Here is a 19,421-nt window from a genome sequence, read left to right as displayed (position 1 = left end):
TTTAGAATTGTTTTGATCTGGAACTATTCAAGGCCAAATTAGGGCTCCTCAAATTGACCCCCTGAAACGCGCCCGATACCAACGACACATCGTCGCACTGCGAATGATCCGCGTAAGCGATGTGGAATGAAGATCTGGGGCGCGTGAAAATAAAATGGGACAGGTGATAGCACCGCGTTCGCTGCGTGGGGTCGCAGCGATGAGGTTCAATGACGGACGCGGAGAGGGGCCCTCCGTCACCAAGGTGTCGGCGGTGGCCGGGCTGATGGCGGTGGCATCGATGTCGTCGGCCGAGGCGCAACCGGCGTCCGACCTGCCGCCCGTCAACGTCGATGCGCCGATCGCGCGGGCCAAGCCGACGTCCTCCAAGCCGACCGCCGAGCAGGTCCGCGCGCGCAATGCCCTGCGCCGCGCGGCGGCCCGTCAGCAGTCGGCGCAGCAGGCCGCGGTGGCGTTCCCGAACGCAGGCGGACTGTCCGCGCCGGACGCCAACCCCTACGCGGACGCAGCCGAGCCCTACAAGGTCAACCGCGTGCAGGCGTCGGGCAAGTTTCCCGAGCCGCTCCTGAACACGCCGAAGACGATCACCGTGATGAGCAAGGAAGTGCTTGCCGACAAGCACGTCACCGCGCTCAAGGAGATCGGCCGTTCGACCGCCGGCGTCACGCTCGGCTCGGGCGAGGGCGGCAATGCGTTCGGCGACCGCTTCTTCATTCGCGGCTTCGATGCCCGCAACGACGTCTTCATCGACGGCATCCGCGATCCCGCGGTGTCGATCCGCGAGAACTTCTTCACCGAGCAGATCGAGATCCTGCGCGGTCCGGCCTCGTCCTATGCCGGCCGCGGCACCGCCGGCGGTGCCATCAACATCGTCACCAAGCAGGCTGGCGATACGAACTTCAAGCGGATGGATACCGAGTTCGGCACCGACCAGCAGAAGCGCGTCACGCTCGACGTGAACCAGGTGATCTCGCCGACCTTCTCGGTGCGCACCGGCGGCCTGTTCCAGGACTCCAATGTGGCGGGGCGCAACTTCGTCACCGATGACCGCTGGGGCGCCTTCCTCTCGACCAAGTGGACGCCGATCGACGATCTCAAGATCACGACGAACTATGTCCATACCGATCTGTCGGGTTATCCGGATTTCGGCGTGCCCTACTACAAGCAGGGCAACGTCCCCGTGACCTCGGCAGGCATTCCGCGCGGCACTTGGTATGGCTTCCTCAATCGCGACTTCCAGACCGCGCGGCAGGATTTCGGCACTGCCGCAGCCGAGTACAAGGTCAACGAGGCGATCACCCTCAGCAGCAAGTTCCGCGGCGAGCACTCGCTTCTCAACTATATCGGCACGTTGCCGCAGGGCCCCAACACGACCAGCCCGAATCCGCTGCTCTGGACCACGACGGCGAGCGCACAGAGCCGCTACCAGACGGTGGACGTGTGGGCCAACCAGAACGATGCGACGTTCAAGCTCGATACCGGCGGCGTCAAGCACACCGCGGTGCTCGGCACCGAGTTCTCGAACGAGAACATCTCGATCGATCGCTACACCGGACTCTCGTCCGAATTGTTCGGCGGCGGCTCGACCAGCTCGGGCGCGGTTACCGGCGTCAACGTGTACTCGCCGCAATACACCTACATCCCATTCAGCAATACGCCGTCGCTGATCGGCAACCCGACGCGCTACGGCGTCAACACCAACAGCGTCTACGTCATGGACACGGCCAACTGGCAGGACACGGTCATCCTGAACGGTGGGGTGCGCTATGACGGCTACAACATGAGCTCGTCGACCAATTCGCCGAAATACCTCAAGATGAACGCCGACCTGGTCAACTACAATGTCGGCCTGGTCTACAAGCCGATGCCGATCGGCAGCATCTACGCGGCCTATGCGACCTCGGCCAATCCGTTCGGCTCCGAACTCGACGCCACCGGCACCGATTACGGCGGCGTGCCCGCCAACACCGCGGTCCTGCTCGGACCGGAGCGCAACAAGGCGGCCGAGCTCGGCACCAAATGGGAGCTGGTCGACCGCCATCTGCTGGTCTCAGCCGCGCTGTTCCAGACCACCAAGGACAATGCCCGCGAGACCGTCGGCGGCCTGCTCACCTCGGGCGCGGCCTACCGCATCCAGGGCATCGACATCGAGGCGGAAGGCAAGCTCACCGATCGCTGGAGCATCTTCGGCGGCCTGGTGCTGATGCAGTCGAAGGTCACGCAGAGCGGCGTCGCCTCCAACATCGGCCTGCAGCTAGCCAACATCGCGCATCAGTCGTTCAGCATGCTGTCGAAGTACAAGCTCGACAATGGCTGGGAGATCGGCGGGCAGGCGGTCTACCGCTCCAAGGTCTATGGCGGCACCTTCGCGGCCAACACCGGCAACGAGCTGCCGAGCTACTGGCGCTTCGACGCCTTCGTCGAGAAGAAGCTCGACGCGAACTGGACCATGAAGCTCTATGCCCAGAACCTGACCAACAAGCTGTACTACGACACGCTGTATCGGAGCGCGGTGCCGTTCGTCGCCGTGGCCCCGGGGCGCGCCTTTTACATCGTCACCACTGCGAAGTTCTGATCATGCTGATCTGCATCCCGGACGTTCTGTCGAAAGACGAGGTCGCCGACTTCCGCCGCGTCATGGATGAGGCGGATTGGGAGGACGGCCGCTCGACGGCCGGGGCGCAGTCGGCCATGGTCAAGCGCAACGAGCAGTTGCCGCCCGACGGCGAGGCGACGCGGGTGCTGGGCAAGCGCATCATCACGGCACTGACGAAGAATCCGCGCTTCCTGTCGGCGGCGATCCCGCTGCAGATCTTTCCGCCTCTGTTCAACCGCTACACCGCCTCGCGCGGCGACCATTTCGGCATCCATGTCGACAATGCCGTGCGCGGCGATCCGCTGACCGGCCTGCGCATCCGCACCGATCTGTCGATGACCTTGTTCCTGGCCGAGCCCGACAGCTATGACGGTGGCGAGCTTGTGATCGAGGACACCTACGGCTCGCACGAAGTCAAGTTGCCCGCGGGGCACGCGGTGCTGTATCCGTCATCGAGCCTTCACATGGTCACGCCGGTCACGCGCGGCGCCCGGGTCGCCTCTTTTTTCTGGATGCAGAGCATGATACGGGATGCCCACGTCCGGAGCATGATCTTCGATCTGGACGCGGCGATCCAGAGCTTGGCTGACCGCCTCGGGAGGGACGATCCCGATGCTGTCAAGCTGACCGGCATCTATCACAATCTGATCCGGCAATGGGCCGAGGTCTAATGGGCCGAGATATGATGACATCGTTCCTCGTTAGGTTTGCAATCGTCCTGTCATGTCTGTCTGTTGCTGCGGGGCTACCTGCACATGCGCAGCAGGAGCCGGCCAGGTCCGCCCCGGCGGTCTCGACCGATCTGTCCGCGCCGGCGCCGGGCACAGCCCTGACGATGGCCCCTCCCGCGTCGGGACAGGTCGCCCCAACGGCTGCCGCCCCGGTGGGCATCGAGACCGGCGCCCGCAATGGCAAGTCGGTGACCACCGGGCTGGACGAGCTGTCGCCGTTCGGCATGTTTCTCAAGGCCGACATCGTCGTCAAAGCGGTCATGATCATGCTGGCGCTGGCCTCGATCGCAAGCTGGACGATCCTGATCGCCAAGAGCCTCGAATTCTCCGTCCTGCGCCGCCGGCTGGTCGTCGCGCTGCGCAAGCTGACCGGGGCGAAGTCGCTGGCCGAGGCCCATCTTGCGCTTGGTCAAGGCAAGACCGTCGCGGCATTGCTGCTGCAGGCTGCGATATCAGAGGCACGGCTGTCGGCCGGGCTCGGCAGTGACGAGGGCATCAAGGAGCGCGCAGCCTCGAGCTTCACCGAGATCGTTCGAGCCGAAGCGCGCAGGGTCCGCACCGGCATGGGCCTGCTCGCCACCGTCGGCGCGATCTCGCCCTTCGTCGGACTGTTCGGTACCGTCTGGGGCATCATGAACAGCTTCATCGGCATTTCCAGATCGCAGACCACCAACCTCGCGGTGGTCGCGCCGGGCATCGCGGAAGCGCTGCTGGCGACCGCGATCGGTCTGGCCGCGGCGATTCCGGCCGTGATCATCTACAATCACTTCTCGCGGGTCACGAAGGGCTATCTCGAGCTCGTCAACCGCGCCTCCGGCACCACCGGACGATTGCTGTCGCGCGATCTCGATCGCAGCCATACCGGCCTTCACGTCCGGGCGGCGGAGTAGCCGAGGATGGCCGTCTCGCTCTCCGAAGGCGATCTCGACGACGATTTCGACGAGACCCACGACATCAACGTGACGCCGTTCATCGACGTCATCCTGGTGCTGCTGATCATCTTCATGGTGGCCGCGCCGCTCTCGACCGTCGACCTGCCGATCGACCTGCCGTCCTCGAGCGCCACGCCGCAGAAGAAGCCGGACAAGCCGACCTATGTCTCGATCAAGCCGGACCTGTCGCTGGCGATCGGGGAAAATCTGGTCAAGCGCGTCGATCTCGTGCGCGAGCTCGATGCCATGACCGATCAGCCGAAGGACCGGCCGATCTTCCTGCGCGCTGACAAGCTGGTGCCCTATGGCGAGCTGATGGGCGTCCTGGAACTGCTGCGCGCCGGCGGTTACACCAAGATCAAGCTGGTGGCGCTGGAAGCGCCGCCTGCCGCGGCCGTGCAGGTGCCGCCGGCCCAGCCCGCGCAGCCGTGAGGAGCGCCGGCTTGTGATGAGCGACCTCGACATCGGGCACTCCCCCTCGCGCCGTCTCTGGTTTCTGGCGATCATGGGCGCGCTGATCCTGCATGTCGGCGGGGCCGCGCTGGCGCTGACGCATCTGAACGACGACGAGGACGCCGGCGGCCTCGGCGCGGCGGGCGCCGAGGTCATCGACATCGATATGGGCTCGCCGAAGGTCGAGGACGACGAGGTTCCGGTCGGACAGGACTCGGTAGCGCAGACCGCCGCTCCGCAGATGCAGGAGCAGAAGGCCGAGGTCGAGCAGACCGATCTGCAGAAGGATGTGCCGACCACGACCGAGGAGGCCGACCGCGAGGTCACGACCTCTGACGTGAAGAAGCCGACCGAGGAGCAGAAGGTCGCGACGGTCCAGACACAGGCGTCGGAGGCGCAGGAAGCCTCCGAAGACAGCGCGCGCAAGGCCCTGGACGAGAAGGTTCCTGAAGCCGAGAAGACCAAAGCGCCGAATGCCGGTATCGGCAAGGACGTGCAAAGGCTGACGGCCAATTGGGGCCGCAAGATCAGCGCCTATTTCGAACTCCACAAGAAGTATCCATCCGGAAAGAAGGCCGCTGCCCAGCTCAAGCTGGCGCTCGTGCTCAATCGGCTCGGCCGTGTCGTCTCGGTGGACGTCAAGGAAACGTCCGGCGATCCGGAGTTCGATCAGGCCGCCCTCAGCATGGTCCGCCGTTCGGATCCCGTGCCAAAGCCTCCCGCGGGCCTCACCGACGACGAGTTCTCCTTCATCCTGCCGGTCAAGTTCAACCCGCCGAAATGAGCGGGTGGGGTTCGGCTGACCTCACTGCCAATACAGCCTGACTCCGACGTAGACCACGCAGAGCGCGGCGAAGATCAGCGCAACCGGCAGCTTGCGCGGAGCGGTCGTCCCGCTTTGCGCCGCCTTCTTCGGCGGCAGCTTGCGGAAGGCGGTGACATTGCCGGTCACCGGCTCGGCGGCGACCGGCTTGACCTCGGGCGGGGCGCCGCCGCCGCCCATCTCGGCATAATAGGCCTTGTACATCTCGCGGATGGTGGCCTCGGTCGCCTCGTCCTCCGGCATGTCGCCGAGGCGGGCCTTGTAGCTTGCCAGGAAGTCCTGCGCCGCCGGCGGCAGGCCGGAGGCGCCGTTCAGCTTGGCGATCATCTTCCAGGTCGCGAAATCGGCACGGGCGCGGGTGTCGGCGCGGCGTGCGATCATCATGTCAGCGGCTTTGACCAAGAGTGCCTCGGGGCTCGTTCGTTACCATCCCTGACGGGTAGATCTAGACATTACCCGTCAATAGCAGAAGCAGCTGCTTCAGAGAATCGGTCGTGGCGCGGAGCAGCCCCGACACGAGATCAAGATTGAGACCAAATTGGGAACCCGCCAGCGGCAGGAGGATCAGACATCCGATCAGAATCAGCATGCCATACGGCTCGAGCCGGGCAAGCGGCCGCGCCAGCGCCGCCGGCAGCACGCCCACCGCGACCCGGCCGCCATCGAGCGGCGGTATCGGGAGCATGTTGAACACGGCGAGCAGGATGTTGAACGAGAAAATATTCCACAGATTGCTGGCCACCCACCGCGCCGCCTCCGGTGGAACCAGCGGCAGGGCGTGGAACGCCAGTCCGGCCGCCAGCGCCAGCGCGATGTTGGTGGCCGGTCCGGCCAGCGCCACCATCACCATGCCGGCGCGCAGCGGCTTCAGATTGCGAAAATCGACCGGCACCGGCTTGGCGTAGCCGAACAGGAACGGCGAGCCGGACAGCAGCAGCATGCCCGGCAGCAGGACGGTGCCGAACGGATCGATGTGCTTGAGCGGGTTGAAGCTGACGCGACCGAGTCGCAACGCGGTGTCGTCGCCGAACCGCCAGGCGACGAAGGCGTGAGCAGCCTCATGAAAGGTGATGGCGATGATGATCGGCAGGATCCAGACGGAGATGCCGTAGAGCGAGATGTTCAAGGATCGGGGTTCCGGACGCGTTACCGCCTTACATAGGCACGATGGTTCCCCGATGCTACGCGGGATTCTCCGGAAATTGCGGCAGGCCGTCGCTGAGCTGCACCCAATCCATCTTTTCCGAGACCCAGATGTGCTCGGTCGGGGCAAAGGCGTTGCGGTCGTCGAAGCAGGCCAGGGCCACGCCGACAACCGGGCGCGTCCTGCGCCATGAGAACAGCCTGACGCCGCAGCGCGGGCAGAACATGCGATCGAGCGCGTCGGAGGAGGGGAAGCGCGCGGTTTCGCCGGTGATCGTCAGCGCGTCGTGCGCGAACAGCGCGCGGGCGAAGAACGGCGCGCCCGTCGCCCGCTGGCAGTTGCGGCAGTGGCAGACGCGTACGTTGATCGGCTCGCCGGTGCATTGGAAGCGCACCGCGCCGCAGAAGCAGCCGCCGTGGTGGGTCATGGTGGGACCTCCAACTGGTCATGATCTCTCGCGATCGTCAGCAGTACCGGAACGGTTCTGCCTATCGCCGTCATTGCGAGCGCAGCGGCGCCGCGGAGCAATCCAGGGCCGCGCGAGGAGCTCTGGAGTGCTTCGTCGGCTTTCGCCTCCTCGCAATGACGATTTCTCGGTGAGGACGGGCTCTATCGATCGGCACGCCGACTAATAAGTTGCGCGGCCACCGGAAATGTCGAATACGGCGCCGGTCGAGAACGAGCACTCTTCCGAGGCGAGCCACGACACCAGCGCGGCGAGCTCTTCCACCAGCACGAAGCGGCCTTTCGGGATCTTCGACAGCATGAAGTTGATGTGCGCTTCCGTCATCTGGTCGAAGATGGCAGTCTTCGCCGCGGCGGGCGTCACCGCATTGACCGTGATGTTGTGCTGCGCCAGCTCCTTGCCGAGCGACTTTGTCAGCGCGATCAGGCCGGCTTTGGACGCGGAGTAGTGCGCAGCGTTCGGGTTGCCCTCCTTGCCGGCGATCGAGGCGATGTTGACGATGCGGCCATAGCCCTGCTTCAGCATCACCGGCACGATCGCCTTGGCGCAGATGAAGGGACCGTCGAGATTGATGCGCAGCACCTTGCGCCACTCCTCGAGATCGGTCTCCCACACCGTCTTGTTGATGCCGGCGATGCCGGCATTGTTGACCAGGATGTCGATGCTGCCGAACGCGGCCAGCGTCGCGTCACGGGCGCCTTCGACCGCTTTGGTGTCGGTGACGTCGACCTGCAGCGCCAGCACCTCCGGACCGATCGCCTGCGCGGTCTTCTCCGCCAGCGCGATGTCGTGATCCCAGATCGCAACCTTCGCGCCCGACGACTTGAAGCGCTCGGTGATGGCGCGGCCAAAACCTTGCGCGCCGCCGGTGACCACGGCGCAGCGGTTGGTAAGGTCGATGTGGTTCATGATGTTTCCCCGGTCGATCTTTGTTGTCGTCATTCCGGAGCGCGCGCAGCGCGAACCCGGAATCTCGAGATTCCGGGTTCAGCCCTGCGGGCTGCCCCGGAATGACGAAGCAGAACTACAGCGTCCAGCCGCCGTCGATGGTATGCGCGACGCCGGTCGTGAACGCGCTCTCGTCGCTGGCAAGATAGACCGCGAGATGGGCGATCTCCTCCGCCGTGCCGAGCCGGCCCATCGGCTGGCGCGAGATGAACATCTCCAGCCCGTTCGGGCCGGCCGAGGCCGCGCGTCCCAGCATCGAGGGCGTTTCGATCGTGCCCGGGCAGATGCAGTTGCAGCGGATCTTCTTGCCGACGAAATCGGCTGCGACCGAGCGCGTCAGCGCCGCCACGGCTGCCTTGGTCGCACCGTAGACGTAGCGGTTCGGCGCCGCCTTGAACACGCCCGCGGCGGAGGCGATGTTGACGATGGCGCCGCCGCCCTGATCGAGCATCTTCGGCAGGAAGGCGCGGATGGTGCGATGCATCGACTTGACGTTCAGATCGAACGAGAAATCCCAGTCGTCGTCGGAGCAGTCGAGGATGGTGCCGTTGTGCACGAAGCCGGCAGCGTTGAGCAGGATCTCGACCTTGCCGACCCGCTCGGCCATCGCGTTCACGGCCGCGGTGTTGCGCACGTCGAGCGTCGCGACCTCGGCAATGCCTTCGCTCTTCAGCGTGCTCAGGCCGTTCTCATCGATGTCGGTGGCGAATACGGTGGCGCCTTGACGCGCGAAGGCAATGGCACAGGCGCGGCCGATGCCGGCAGCGGCGGCAGTGACGAAGGCGCGCTTGCCCTTGAGACGGTCGGACATGGAGTCTCCCTTGGGAATTGACTTCTTAGTTATCGTCATTCCGGGACATCGCGAAGCGATGGGCCCGGAATCCATAACCACGATCGGGAGTATGGATTCCGGGCTCGCGCTTCGCGCGCCCCCGGAATGACGGCAGTTGGGTCTAGTGATTATGCCTTGCCACACCCACGGTGCCGGCGATGTTGTGATAGCGCGTGGCAAGCTCCATGCAGGCGCCGGTGGCCTGCTGGCCGACGGTGTTGCGATAGAGCTCCTGCCATGGCGTCTGGTTGGCGGGGTGCGGGAAGCCGCCCTTGGCCTTCAGCTCGGCGCGCCGCTTCGCAAGCTCCTCGTCCGAGATCAGGATATTGGCCGAGCCCTTGTTGAGGTCGATGCGCACGCGATCGCCGGTCTTGAGGATTGCGAGCCCGCCATCGGCGGCGGCCTCCGGCGACGCATTGAGAATCGACGGTGAGCCCGAGGTGCCGGACTGCCGGCCGTCGCCAATGCAGGGCAGGGACAGGATGCCGCGCTTGATCAGCGCCGCCGGCGGCTGCATGTTCACGACCTCGGCGCCGCCGGGATAGCCGATCGGACCGGCGCCGCGGATGAACAGCACGCAGTGCTCGTCGATCGCAAGCTGCTCATCATCGATGCGGTCGTGATAGTCCTCAGGCCCCTCGAACACGATGGCGCGGCCCTCGAAGGCGTTCGGGTCCTTCGGATTGCTGAGATAGCGGTCGCGGAACTCCTTGGAGATCACGCTGGTCTTCATGATCGCGGAATCGAACAGGTTGCCGCGCAGCACCAGGAAGCCGGCATCCTTCACCAGCGGCTTGTCGTAGGACCAGATCACGTCGCCGTCGGGCTTCGCTGCCTCGCGGCAATTCTCACCCATGCTGCGGCCGTTGACGGTGATGACGTCCTCGTGGATGCGCTTGTGCCGCATCAACTCGCCGATCACGGCCGGCACGCCGCCGGCGCGATGGAATTCCTCGCCGAGATAGAAGCCGGCCGGCTGCATGTTGACGAGCAGCGGCACGTCGTGGCCGACCTTCTGCCAGTCGTCGATGTCGAGCTCGACGCCGACATGGCGCGCCAGCGCGTTGATGTGGATCGGCGCGTTGGTCGAGCCGCCGATCGCGGAGTTGGCGACGATGCAGTTCTCGAACGCCTTGCGTGTCAGGATGTCGGACGGCTTCAGGTCTTCCCACACCATGTCGACGATGCGCGTTCCGGTCTCGTAGGCGATCTGGCCGCGCTCGCGATAGGGCGCGGGGATCGCGGCGCAGCCGGGCAGGGACATGCCGAGCGCCTCGGCCAGCGCATTCATCGTCGACGCCGTGCCCATGGTGTTGCAATGGCCAACCGACGGCGCCGAGGAGGCGACGATCTCCATGAACTCCTCATAGCCGATCTCGCCGGCGGCGAGCCGCTCGCGCGACTTCCACACCACGGTGCCGGAGCCGGTGCGCTGCCCCTCGTGCCAGCCGTTCAGCATCGGGCCGCCCGACAGCACGATGGCGGGGATGTTCACGGTTGCCGCGGCCATCAGGCAGGCCGGCGTCGTCTTGTCGCAGCCGGTCGTCAGCACCACGCCGTCGAGCGGATAGCCGAACAGGATTTCGACCAGGCCGAGATAAGCGAGGTTGCGGTCGAGCGCGGCCGTCGGGCGCTTGCCGGTCTCCTGGATCGGATGGGTCGGAAATTCCATCGCGATGCCGCCGGCGGCGCGGATGCCCTCGCGGACGCGGTGCGCCAGCTCGATGTGGTGGCGGTTGCAGGGCGAGAGATCGTTGCCGGTCTGGGCAATGCCGATGATCGGCTTGCCCGACTGCAGCTCAGCCCGGGTCAGGCCGTAATTCAGATAGCGCTCGAGATAGAGCGCGGTCATGCCCGGATTGTGCGGATCGTTGAACCACGCCTGCGAGCGCAGCTTGCGGCTTTTGTCAGCGCCGTTGCCGGCATGCCCGTTCGAGTTCGTCATGTGTTTTCTCCCGCAGTGCAAACGTGGCGAGGCCGGTCCGTCGTCTGCGCGCTATCGGCCCGCTGTCGAAGATCGCCTACGTCTTTCGTTCAAGTCGTCGTTGGTTCGAGTGGTTCTAGTTCATGGCTTTTGGTTGCGCTACCATTTTGTTCCGGAAGCGCGCCCCGACGCGGGCTGCGGACTTGCGGCGGCGCGCTGCAAGGTCGAGCTCTGCCGTTCGATCACCTCGAAGCCGAGATCGACGACGCGCTGCGCCACGGGACGGCCTTCGACGGCGTCCATGATCATCGTCGCCGCACGCCGACCCATCTCGTAGCGATTGGTACGCACGCTGGTGAGCGTCGGAACCGCCGCGGCCATGAATTCCATGTCGTTGAAGCCGACGATCGCGATCTGCTCGGGTACCGCAATGTGCCGGCGCTGGCATTCGAACAGCACGCCGAGCGCGAGATCGTCGTTGGCGCAGAACACGGCGTCGAGATCCGGCGCCTTCATCAGCAGATCGGAGAACAGGCTGCCGCCCATTGTGGTCGAGGTCGGAACAGGCGCCGTGACGATGAGACGCGGGTCGAACAAGCCGGCCTCCTTCATCGCGTTCTGATAGCCCTGCAGCCTGCGCTGCACCCTTGGGTCCATGCGGGCGCCGATGAAGCCGATGCGGCGGCAGCCCTGCGCGAGAAGGTGTGAAATGGCTGCAAAACAGGCATCGACGTGCGAAAATCCGATCATCATGTCAATCGGGGCGGCGCCGAGCTCCATGATCTGCACGACGGGACAGTCCGCTGCCTGGATGATCGACCGGCTCTCCGCCGTCTGGTCGAGACCGGTCACGATCAGGCCGGCCGGCTTCTGCATCAGGAACAACCGCAGCAGGCGCTCCTCCTGCAACACGCTGTAGCGGGTGTTGGCGAGCTGGATGCTGTAACGGCTGCCTTCGAACGCATCATAGATGCCCCGCAGCACGTCGGAGAACACGTTGTTGGTGAGGGACGGTATCAGCACGCCGATCACTTCGGTGCGCTGCGATGCGAGCGCGCGCGCGGCGAGGTTCGGCACATAGCCGAGCTCCTTGGCGGCACTCTCGATCCTCGTGCGGCGGCCGGCCGAGACCGTGTCGGGATTACGGAAGAAGCGTGACACCGTGATCGGGCTGACGCCCGCCAGTGCCGCAACTTCGGTCAGCCGGACTTTGCCCGGCTCGATGCGTTTCCGTCCCATGCCTCGCTCATAGCATAGGCGGTCTGGTACACAAGCGATATTGACAGCGCTATCACGCGGTTGCTAAGCGAGGCATTGCGGAAGCGAACTGAACTGCGGACAATGTCGGCCGTACTGGCCCTGTTTCGGAGCCGGTCGGAACGACCAGAGCCAACAAGACCATCAAAAACAAGACCACCAAGAACAAGACTGCACGACCAGGACTACAAAACGACAAGCGGCCTGATCAAACGGCCGAGAACAACGGTCAGAATGCCGCCGGCAAGCAGCCAATGCTGTCGGTCTTTGAGGAGGAAATTGATGTCGTCGGTGCAAATTCGCGACGTGCGCAAATCATTCGGCGGATTCGAAGTGCTGCACGGCGTGACGATTCCGATCGAGGATGGCGAGTTCGTCGTGCTGGTCGGGCCGTCCGGCTGCGGCAAGTCGACGCTGCTGCGCATGCTCGCAGGGCTCGAGAACATCACCGCCGGAACCATCTCGATCGGCGAGCGCGTCGTCAACAACGTGCAGCCGAAAGAGCGCGACATCGCGATGGTGTTCCAGAACTACGCGCTCTATCCGCATATGACGGTCGCCGACAACATGGGCTTCTCGCTGAAGCTGCGCGGCGCACGGCCGGAGGACATCAAGAAGGGCGTCGCGCGCGCCGCCGAGATCCTGGCGCTGACGCCGCTGCTCGACCGCTATCCGCGCCAGCTCTCCGGTGGCCAGCGCCAGCGCGTCGCGATGGGCCGCGCCATCGTGCGCGATCCGCAGGTGTTCCTGTTCGACGAGCCGTTGTCGAACCTCGACGCCAAGCTGCGCGTCGCGATGCGCACCGAGATCAAGGAGCTGCATCAGCGTCTCAAGACCACCACCGTCTACGTCACCCACGACCAGATCGAGGCCATGACGATGGCCGACAAGATCGTCGTGATGCATGACGGCATCGTCGAGCAGATGGGCTCGCCGCTCGATCTGTACGACAAGCCGGACAACCAGTTCGTGGCCGGATTCATCGGCTCGCCGGCGATGAACTTCCTCAACGGCCACCTCAAGTCCAACGGCTCGGTCTATGTCGAGACCGAGAACGGCGCCCGGCTGCCGATCCTCACCGCGCCGGCTGCCTCCGACGGCCGCCCCGTCGTCTACGGCGTGCGGCCCGAGCATCTCGAGCTCGCCAGCGACGGCATCGAAGCCGAGGTCGTCGTGGTCGAGCCGACCGGTTCGGAGACGCAGATCGTCGCCCGCATCGGCACCCAGGACATCATCGCGGTGTTCCGCGATCGCCACGAGGTCAATCCCGGCGAGAAGATCCATTTGCGCCCGCGCGCGTCGGCGGCGCATCTGTTCGACAAGGATAGCGGCCGGAGGATTTGAGCCGGCCGCTCGACGCAACGACACAACAAACAAAACAAGCAAAATACTCAACGGGAGAAAACTTCAGATGGCTCATTTCCCCACGGACCGACGGTCTCTGCTTAAGGGCGGCGCGACGCTGCTGGCGGCTGCGGCGACGATGTCGGCGGAGGATCTGCTCGGCTACGCCAAGGCCTGGGCGCAGACCTCGCCCTTCAAGCCCGAGCCGGGCGCCAAGATCAACATGATGCGCTGGAAGCGCTTCGTCGAGGCCGAGGACGTGGCCTTCATGAAGATCGTCGACGCCTTCCAGAAGGCCAACAACGTCACCATCAACGTCTCCAACGAATCCTATGACGACGTCCAGCCCAAGGCCTCGGTCGCGGCCAATACGGGGCAGGGGCTCGACATGGTGTGGGGCCTCTACACGCTGCCCTTCCTGTTCTCCAACAAGTGCGTCGACATGACCGACGTCGCCGATTACCTCGGCAAGAAGTGCGGCGGCTGGACCGACTCGGGCAAGGCCTATGGCATGCTCGACGGCAAGTGGATCGGCATTCCCGTGGCGGCCACCGGCGGCCTCGTCAACTACCGCATCTCGGCGGCCGAGAAGGCCGGCTTCAAGGAGTTCCCGAAGGATCTCGCGGGAATGTCCGAGTTCTTCAAGGCCATGAACAAGAACGGCACCCCGGGCGGCATGGCGCTCGGCCACGCCTCGGGTGACGCCAATGGCTGGGTGCACTGGGCGCTGTGGGCGCACGGCGGCAATTTGATCGACAAGGACAACAAGGTCGTCATCAACTCGCCGGAGACCGCCAAGGCGCTCGAATACGTCAAGGGCCTGTACGACAATTTCGTGCCGGGCACCGCGTCGTGGAACGATAGCTCCAACAACAAGGCGTTCCTGGCCGGCCAGCTCTACGCGACGGTCAACGGCATCTCGATCTACGTGACCGCCAAGAAGGAGGCGCCGCAGATCGCCGAGGACATGAACCACGCGCATCTGCCGCCCGGCCTCGACGGCAAGACCCGCGAGATGCATCTGGGCTTCCCGATCCTGGTGTTCAACTTCTCGAAGTATCCGCAGACCTGCAAGGCGTTCACCGCCTTCATGCTGGAGCCGGAGCAGTTCAATCCGTGGATCGAGGCGGCGCAGGGCTACCTGTCGCACTTCCTCAAGGCCTATGACGCCAACCCGATCTGGACCGTCGATCCGAAGAACACGCCGTATCGCGACGTCGCGGCGACCGCGACCACGCCGGCCGGCGTCGGCAAGCTCGGCGAGGCCGCTGCGGCCGCGATCGCCGACTTCGTCCTGGTCGACATGTTCGCGAACTACTGCACGGGCCGCGAGGACGTGAAGACGGCGATGGCGAGCGCCGAGCGCTCCGCCAAGCGCATCTTCCGCTGAGCGAGGCCGACCGGCGCGCGAGAGCGCCGGTCGCCATCGTCGGAGGGTGGGCAAGGCGCAACGCGCCGTGCCCACCGTCATTGCGAGCGCAGCGACATGTCCGCCATAGCCGACGGGCGACGGCGGAAGCAATCCCGGGAGGAACGTCGGACTCTGGATTGCTTCGTCGCTTCGCTCCTCGCAATGACGGAGTAACTCTATCCGTCCCGAACGCCGGTGGGCGCGCGTCGCTCACCCCACGGTTCGAAGGGAGCTGCTGGATAAATGAGTACCATTCAGACCTCGTTGCCACGAGGCGCCGCCGTCGGCGAGCCCTCGGCATGGGTGCGCATCAAGACCAACCGCAACGTGATCGCGCTGTGGTTCATGCTGCCCGCGGCGGCTTTCCTGATCCTGTTCCTGGCCTATCCGCTGGGGCTCGGCGTCTGGATGAGCTTCACCGACGAGAAGATCGGCCGCAGCGGCGTCTTCGTCGGTCTGGAGAACTACGAATGGCTGTGGGACGACTCGATCTTCTGGCTGTCGGTGTTCAACACGCTGCTCTACACGATCGTGGCGAGCGCCATCAAATTCGCCATCGGGCTCTATCTCGCGCTGCTGTTGAACCGGCACATGCCGTTCAAGGCGATGATCCGCGCCATCGTGCTGATCCCCTTCATCGTGCCCACGGTGCTGTCGGCGATCGCGTTCTGGTGGATCTACGATTCCCAATTCTCGATCATCTCCTGGTCGCTGATCAAGCTCGGAATCATCACCCAGAACATCAACTTCCTCGGCGACACCTCCTGGGCGCGCGCCTCCGTCATCATCGCCAACATCTGGCGCGGCGTGCCGTTCGTCGCGATCACCTTGCTCGCCGGCCTGCAGACCGTGTCGCCCTCGCTGTACGAGGCGGCCACGCTCGACGGCGCCACCAGCTGGCAGCGCTTCCGCTTCATCACCTATCCCTTGCTGACGCCGATCATCGCGGTCGTCATGACCTTCTCGGTGCTGTTCACCTTCACCGACTTCCAGCTGATCTGGGCGCTGACCCGCGGCGGCCCGGTCAATGCCACGCATCTGATGGCGACCTTGAGCTATCAGCGCGGCATCATCTCGGGCCGGCTCGGCGAGGGCGCCGCGATCGCCACCGCCATGATCCCGTTCCTGATGGCGGCGATCGCGATTTCCTGGTTCGGCATGCAACGGCGCAAATGGCAGCAAGGATCCGACCAATGACCGACACCACGCTGCACGCCAAGGCGCCCACCACCGCCGGCACCGACGAATCCGAGGGCATGAGCTATCTGGAGTCGCTGCCGCGGCGGCTGGTGACGCTCTATCTGCCGCTGTTCATCATCCTCGTGGTGCTGCTGTTCCCGTTCTACTGGATGGGGCTGACGTCGATCAAACCCGACGAGCAGCTGATCGACATGGAGAAGTACAATCCGTTCTGGGTGGTGCATCCGACCTTCAAGCACATCTCCAAGCTGCTGTTCGAGACGCAGTATCCGCGCTGGCTGTGGAACACGATGTATGTCGCGGTCGGCGCCACCACGCTGTCGATCTTCGCTTCCGTGCTCGCGGCCTATGCGATCGTGCGGTTGCGCTTCAAGGGCGCCGACACCGTCGGCGTGCTGATCTTCTTCGCCTATCTGGTGCCGCCGTCGATCCTGTTCATCCCGCTGGCCTCGGTGATCCAGGCCTATGGGCTGTTCGACTCGCCGTTGTCCTTGATCCTGGTCTATCCGACGCTGCTCATCCCGTTCTCGACCTGGCTGCTGATGGGCTACTTCAAGACCATCCCGTTCGAGCTCGAGGAATGCGCTTTGATCGACGGCGCCAGCCGCTGGCAGATCCTGGTCAAGATCGTGGTGCCATTGGCGGTGCCCGGCCTGATCTCCGCCTTCATCTTCTCGTTCACGCTGTGCTGGAACGAGTTCATCTACGCGCTGACGTTCCTGCAGTCGACCCCGAACAAGACCGTGCCGGTCGCCATCGTCAACGAGTTCGTCGACGGCGACATCTACAAATGGGGATCGCTGATGGCCGGCGCCTTGGTCGGCTCGCTGCCCCTCGTGATCCTTTACGCCTTCTTCGTCGAGCATTATGTGTCGGCCATGACCGGCGCGGTGAAGGAGTAGGCGGCTTTGTCCGTGAGCCGGGTCAAGGCGTCGCTTGCTGCTCACGCGGATCTCAACTCCCGTCATTGCGAGGAGCGAAGCGACGAAGCAATCCAGAGCCATTCCGATGACTCTGGATTGCTTCCGCCGTCGCCTTTCGGGCTATGGCGGACAAGTCGCTTCGCTCGCAATGACGAACGTTGAGACCATGCCCAATCGTTGCATTTGAAGGAGCATACCCTTGCATATTCTCGTTCTCGGCGCCGCCGGCATGGTCGGGCGCAAGCTGGTCGAGCGTCTCGTCCGCGACGGCCGCCTCGGCGACAAGGCCATCACTCGCATGACGCTGCAGGACATCGTCGCGCCGTCTAAGCCCGACACGTCCATCGCCGTCGACACCATCGCCGGGGACTTCGCCGTCCCAGGCTTTGCGGAGAAGCTCGTCGCCGGCCGTCCCGACGTGATCTTCCACCTCGCCGCGATCGTCTCCGGCGAGGCCGAGCTCGATTTCGACAAGGGCTACCGCATCAATCTCGACGGCACGCGGATGCTGTTCGACGCCGTCAGGCTGATCGGCGACGGCTACAAGCCGCGGCTGGTCTTTACCTCCTCGATCGCGGTGTTCGGCGCGCCGTTCCCCGAGGCCATCGGCGACGAGTTCGTCAATGCGCCGCTGCTCAGCTACGGCACCCAGAAGGCGATCGGTGAGCTCCTGCTGGCCGATTACAGCCGCCGCGGCTTCTTCGACGGCGTCGGCATCCGCCTGCCGACCATCTGCATCCGCCCCGGCGCGCCCAACAAGGCCGCCTCCGGCTTCTTCTCCAACATCCTGCGCGAGCCCTTGGCCGGCAAGGAGGCCGTGCTGCCGGTGTCCGAGGACGTCCGCCACTGGCACGCCACGCCGCGCTCGGCGGTCGGCTTCCTCCTGCATGCCGCAACCATGGACACGGCCAAGATCGGCCCACGCCGGAACCTGACCATGCCCGGCCTGTCGGCGACGGTTGGCGAGCAGATCGCAGCCCTGCGTCGCGTGGCAGGCGACAAGGTGGCGGATCGCATCAAGCGGGAGCCGGATCCCTTCATTGTGGGCATCGTCGCCGGCTGGCCGCGGAATTTCGAGGCCAAGCGGGCTCGCGAACTCGGCTTCACCACCGAGGAAAAGACCTTCGACGACATCATCCGGATTCACATTGAGGATGAGCTCGGTGGCAAGTTCGTGGCCTGAGACGGCCGCCAGCCTCTGGACTCACATGGCGCAAAGCGCCATTTGAGGGGCAGGGAGACATTCGGGAGAGAGAGCATGACCGCCAGCATCGTCGGATGGGCGCATACGCCATTCGGGAAGTTCGACGCCGAGACCGTCGAGAGCCTCGTCGTCAAGGTCGCCAACGAGGCGATCGCCGACGCCGGCATCTCGGCCGGTGACGTCGACGAGATCGTGCTCGGCCATTTCAACGCGGGCTTCTCGCCCCAGGATTTCACCGCCTCGCTGGTGCTGCAGGCCGATCCGGCGCTGCGCTTCAAGCCGGCGACCCGGGTCGAGAACGCCTGCGCGACGGGCTCGGCCGCCGTGCACCAGGGCATCCGCGCCATCGCCGCCGGCGCCGCGAAAATCGTGCTGGTCGTGGGCGTCGAGCAGATGACGCGCACACCGGGCCCGGAGATCGGCAAGAACCTGCTCAAGGCGTCCTACCTGCCGGAGGACGGCGACACCGTCGGCGGCTTCGCCGGCGTGTTCGGCAAGATCGCGCAGGGCTATTTCCAGAAATACGGCGACCAGTCCGACGCGCTGGCGCTGATCGCCGCCAAGAACCACAAGAACGGCGTCGCCAATCCCTACGCGCAGATGCGCAAGGATTTCGGCTTCGAGTTCTGCCGCTCCGAGAGCGAGAAGAACCCTTACGTCGCCGGCCCCCTGAAGCGCACCGACTGCTCGCTGGTGTCCGACGGCGCCGCCGCTCTGGTGCTGACCGACAGCGAGACCGCGAAGTCCTTCGCGAAAGCAGTGAACGTGCGCGCGACCGCGCATGCGCAGGATTTCCTGCCGATGTCCAAGCGCGACATCCTCGCCTTCGAGGGCTGCACCGTGGCCTGGCAGCGCGCGCTGGAGAAAGCCGGCGTCACGCTGTCCGATCTCTCCTTCGTCGAGACCCATGACTGCTTCACGGTCGCCGAACTGATCGAGTACGAGGCGATGGGCCTGACGCCGCGGGGGCAGGGTGCCCGCGCCATCAAGGAGGGCTGGACGCTCAAGGACGGCAAGCTGCCGGTCAATCCGTCCGGCGGCCTCAAGGCCAAGGGCCACCCGATCGGCGCCACCGGCGTCTCCATGCACGTCATGACCGCCATGCAGCTCACCGGCTCCGCGCCGGAAGGCATGCAGCTCCCCAATGCCAAGCTTGGCGGCATCTTCAACATGGGCGGTGCGGCCGTGGCCAACTACGTCTCGATCCTGGAGCCGGCGAAGTAAGGCTCAACG

General features: G+C 64.9%; 18 protein-coding genes. 11 read left to right on the top strand and 7 right to left on the bottom strand.

Features of this window, described 5'->3' with window-relative positions:
- Nucleotides 1-154: 154 nt before the first annotated feature.
- Genes ACQR1E_RS04560 through ACQR1E_RS04540 form a run of 5 tightly spaced genes read left to right on the top strand, consistent with a single transcriptional unit; the run spans nucleotide 155 to nucleotide 5,496 of the window.
- The gene (locus ACQR1E_RS04560) at nucleotides 155-2,575 is read left to right on the top strand and encodes a TonB-dependent receptor (RefSeq protein WP_434896729.1); all 2,421 of its coding nucleotides are present in this window, start codon (nucleotides 155-157) and stop codon (nucleotides 2,573-2,575) included.
- A gap of 2 nt (nucleotides 2,576-2,577) precedes the next feature.
- Nucleotides 2,578-3,267 (top strand): Fe2+-dependent dioxygenase, encoded by a 690-nt coding sequence (locus tag ACQR1E_RS04555; RefSeq protein ID WP_434896728.1) that lies wholly within the window; start codon nucleotides 2,578-2,580, stop codon nucleotides 3,265-3,267.
- An 11-nt stretch (nucleotides 3,268-3,278) separates the two neighbouring features.
- Nucleotides 3,279-4,217 carry a tonB-system energizer ExbB gene (exbB, locus tag ACQR1E_RS04550; protein ID WP_315749722.1) on the top strand — a complete coding sequence of 313 codons (939 nt, stop codon included), beginning with the start codon at nucleotides 3,279-3,281 and terminating at the stop codon, nucleotides 4,215-4,217.
- A 6-nt stretch (nucleotides 4,218-4,223) separates the two neighbouring features.
- Nucleotides 4,224-4,691, top strand: coding sequence for a TonB system transport protein ExbD (exbD, locus tag ACQR1E_RS04545; protein WP_315714467.1), 468 nt, complete (start codon nucleotides 4,224-4,226; stop codon nucleotides 4,689-4,691).
- A gap of 16 nt (nucleotides 4,692-4,707) precedes the next feature.
- A complete protein-coding gene (locus tag ACQR1E_RS04540) occupies nucleotides 4,708-5,496 on the top strand; it encodes a cell envelope integrity protein TolA (protein WP_315714466.1) in 789 nt (262 codons plus the stop codon).
- A gap of 21 nt (nucleotides 5,497-5,517) precedes the next feature.
- Here ACQR1E_RS04540 and ACQR1E_RS04535 read toward each other — a convergent pair whose 3' ends face one another.
- The 7 genes from ACQR1E_RS04535 to ACQR1E_RS04505 all read right to left on the bottom strand — a co-directional run bounded on the left by ACQR1E_RS04535 (nucleotide 5,518) and on the right by ACQR1E_RS04505 (nucleotide 12,088).
- On the bottom strand, nucleotides 5,518-5,919 hold the full coding sequence (locus ACQR1E_RS04535; protein ID WP_315714962.1) for a hypothetical protein: 402 nt from the start codon (nucleotides 5,917-5,919) through the stop codon (nucleotides 5,518-5,520).
- Between the two features lie 61 nt (nucleotides 5,920-5,980).
- Nucleotides 5,981-6,661, bottom strand: a complete 681-nt coding sequence (locus ACQR1E_RS04530; protein ID WP_315714465.1) for a site-2 protease family protein — start codon at nucleotides 6,659-6,661, stop codon at nucleotides 5,981-5,983.
- A gap of 55 nt (nucleotides 6,662-6,716) precedes the next feature.
- Complete coding sequence (locus ACQR1E_RS04525; protein ID WP_315714464.1) at nucleotides 6,717-7,106, bottom strand: GFA family protein; 390 nt, start codon at nucleotides 7,104-7,106, stop codon at nucleotides 6,717-6,719.
- Between the two features lie 201 nt (nucleotides 7,107-7,307).
- Nucleotides 7,308-8,054 (bottom strand): SDR family NAD(P)-dependent oxidoreductase, encoded by a 747-nt coding sequence (locus tag ACQR1E_RS04520; protein ID WP_315714463.1) that lies wholly within the window; start codon nucleotides 8,052-8,054, stop codon nucleotides 7,308-7,310.
- A 115-nt stretch (nucleotides 8,055-8,169) separates the two neighbouring features.
- Nucleotides 8,170-8,904, bottom strand: a complete 735-nt coding sequence (locus tag ACQR1E_RS04515; RefSeq protein WP_315749728.1) for an SDR family oxidoreductase — start codon at nucleotides 8,902-8,904, stop codon at nucleotides 8,170-8,172.
- A 142-nt stretch (nucleotides 8,905-9,046) separates the two neighbouring features.
- A complete protein-coding gene (locus ACQR1E_RS04510; RefSeq protein WP_315714460.1) occupies nucleotides 9,047-10,870 on the bottom strand; it encodes an IlvD/Edd family dehydratase in 1,824 nt (607 codons plus the stop codon).
- A 138-nt stretch (nucleotides 10,871-11,008) separates the two neighbouring features.
- Nucleotides 11,009-12,088, bottom strand: a complete 1,080-nt coding sequence (locus ACQR1E_RS04505; protein ID WP_315749730.1) for a LacI family DNA-binding transcriptional regulator — start codon at nucleotides 12,086-12,088, stop codon at nucleotides 11,009-11,011.
- 300 nt (nucleotides 12,089-12,388) lie between these two features.
- Between ACQR1E_RS04505 and ACQR1E_RS04500 the strand changes: the two genes are divergently transcribed.
- The 6 genes from ACQR1E_RS04500 (at nucleotide 12,389) to ACQR1E_RS04475 (ending at nucleotide 19,412) form a co-directional block, all read left to right on the top strand.
- The gene (locus ACQR1E_RS04500; RefSeq protein ID WP_315714458.1) at nucleotides 12,389-13,450 is read left to right on the top strand and encodes an ABC transporter ATP-binding protein; all 1,062 of its coding nucleotides are present in this window, start codon (nucleotides 12,389-12,391) and stop codon (nucleotides 13,448-13,450) included.
- 67 nt (nucleotides 13,451-13,517) lie between these two features.
- On the top strand, nucleotides 13,518-14,840 hold the full coding sequence (locus tag ACQR1E_RS04495; protein WP_434843376.1) for an ABC transporter substrate-binding protein: 1,323 nt from the start codon (nucleotides 13,518-13,520) through the stop codon (nucleotides 14,838-14,840).
- 264 nt (nucleotides 14,841-15,104) lie between these two features.
- The gene (locus ACQR1E_RS04490) at nucleotides 15,105-16,058 is read left to right on the top strand and encodes a carbohydrate ABC transporter permease (protein WP_315749734.1); all 954 of its coding nucleotides are present in this window, start codon (nucleotides 15,105-15,107) and stop codon (nucleotides 16,056-16,058) included.
- Entirely contained in the window at nucleotides 16,055-16,963 is a 909-nt protein-coding gene (locus ACQR1E_RS04485) for a carbohydrate ABC transporter permease (protein ID WP_316164601.1), read from the top strand. Before ACQR1E_RS04490 ends, ACQR1E_RS04485 begins: the two co-directional genes overlap by 4 nt.
- 220 nt (nucleotides 16,964-17,183) lie before the next feature.
- Entirely contained in the window at nucleotides 17,184-18,167 is a 984-nt protein-coding gene (gene denD / locus ACQR1E_RS04480) for a D-erythronate dehydrogenase (protein ID WP_315749735.1), read from the top strand.
- A 75-nt stretch (nucleotides 18,168-18,242) separates the two neighbouring features.
- Nucleotides 18,243-19,412, top strand: coding sequence for an acetyl-CoA acetyltransferase (locus ACQR1E_RS04475; protein ID WP_316173942.1), 1,170 nt, complete (start codon nucleotides 18,243-18,245; stop codon nucleotides 19,410-19,412).
- Nucleotides 19,413-19,421: the final 9 nt, after the last annotated feature.

It is taken from the genome of Bradyrhizobium sp. HKCCYLRH1030 (genome assembly GCF_051168395.1).
Taxonomy (GTDB): domain Bacteria; phylum Pseudomonadota; class Alphaproteobacteria; order Rhizobiales; family Xanthobacteraceae; genus Bradyrhizobium.
This window is presented reverse-complemented; position numbering and strand designations above follow the sequence as displayed.

What these genes read in the sequence shown, in the direction of transcription:
- ACQR1E_RS04560 (WP_434896729.1), top strand. Translation starts at nt 155, where the DNA reads ATGGGACAGGTGATAGCACCGCGTTCGCTGCGTGGGGTCGCAGCGATG.
- ACQR1E_RS04555 (WP_434896728.1), top strand. Translation starts at nt 2,578, where the DNA reads ATGCTGATCTGCATCCCGGACGTTCTGTCGAAAGACGAGGTCGCCGAC.
- exbB (WP_315749722.1), top strand. Translation starts at nt 3,279, where the DNA reads ATGATGACATCGTTCCTCGTTAGGTTTGCAATCGTCCTGTCATGTCTG.
- exbD (WP_315714467.1), top strand. Translation starts at nt 4,224, where the DNA reads ATGGCCGTCTCGCTCTCCGAAGGCGATCTCGACGACGATTTCGACGAG.
- ACQR1E_RS04540 (WP_315714466.1), top strand. Translation starts at nt 4,708, where the DNA reads ATGAGCGACCTCGACATCGGGCACTCCCCCTCGCGCCGTCTCTGGTTT.
- ACQR1E_RS04535 (WP_315714962.1), bottom strand. Translation starts at nt 5,919, where the DNA reads ATGATGATCGCACGCCGCGCCGACACCCGCGCCCGTGCCGATTTCGCG.
- ACQR1E_RS04525 (WP_315714464.1), bottom strand. Translation starts at nt 7,106, where the DNA reads ATGACCCACCACGGCGGCTGCTTCTGCGGCGCGGTGCGCTTCCAATGC.
- ACQR1E_RS04520 (WP_315714463.1), bottom strand. Translation starts at nt 8,054, where the DNA reads ATGAACCACATCGACCTTACCAACCGCTGCGCCGTGGTCACCGGCGGC.
- ACQR1E_RS04515 (WP_315749728.1), bottom strand. Translation starts at nt 8,904, where the DNA reads ATGTCCGACCGTCTCAAGGGCAAGCGCGCCTTCGTCACTGCCGCCGCT.
- ACQR1E_RS04510 (WP_315714460.1), bottom strand. Translation starts at nt 10,870, where the DNA reads ATGACGAACTCGAACGGGCATGCCGGCAACGGCGCTGACAAAAGCCGC.
- ACQR1E_RS04505 (WP_315749730.1), bottom strand. Translation starts at nt 12,088, where the DNA reads ATGGGACGGAAACGCATCGAGCCGGGCAAAGTCCGGCTGACCGAAGTT.
- ACQR1E_RS04500 (WP_315714458.1), top strand. Translation starts at nt 12,389, where the DNA reads ATGTCGTCGGTGCAAATTCGCGACGTGCGCAAATCATTCGGCGGATTC.
- ACQR1E_RS04495 (WP_434843376.1), top strand. Translation starts at nt 13,518, where the DNA reads ATGGCTCATTTCCCCACGGACCGACGGTCTCTGCTTAAGGGCGGCGCG.
- ACQR1E_RS04490 (WP_315749734.1), top strand. Translation starts at nt 15,105, where the DNA reads ATGAGTACCATTCAGACCTCGTTGCCACGAGGCGCCGCCGTCGGCGAG.
- ACQR1E_RS04485 (WP_316164601.1), top strand. Translation starts at nt 16,055, where the DNA reads ATGACCGACACCACGCTGCACGCCAAGGCGCCCACCACCGCCGGCACC.
- ACQR1E_RS04475 (WP_316173942.1), top strand. Translation starts at nt 18,243, where the DNA reads ATGACCGCCAGCATCGTCGGATGGGCGCATACGCCATTCGGGAAGTTC.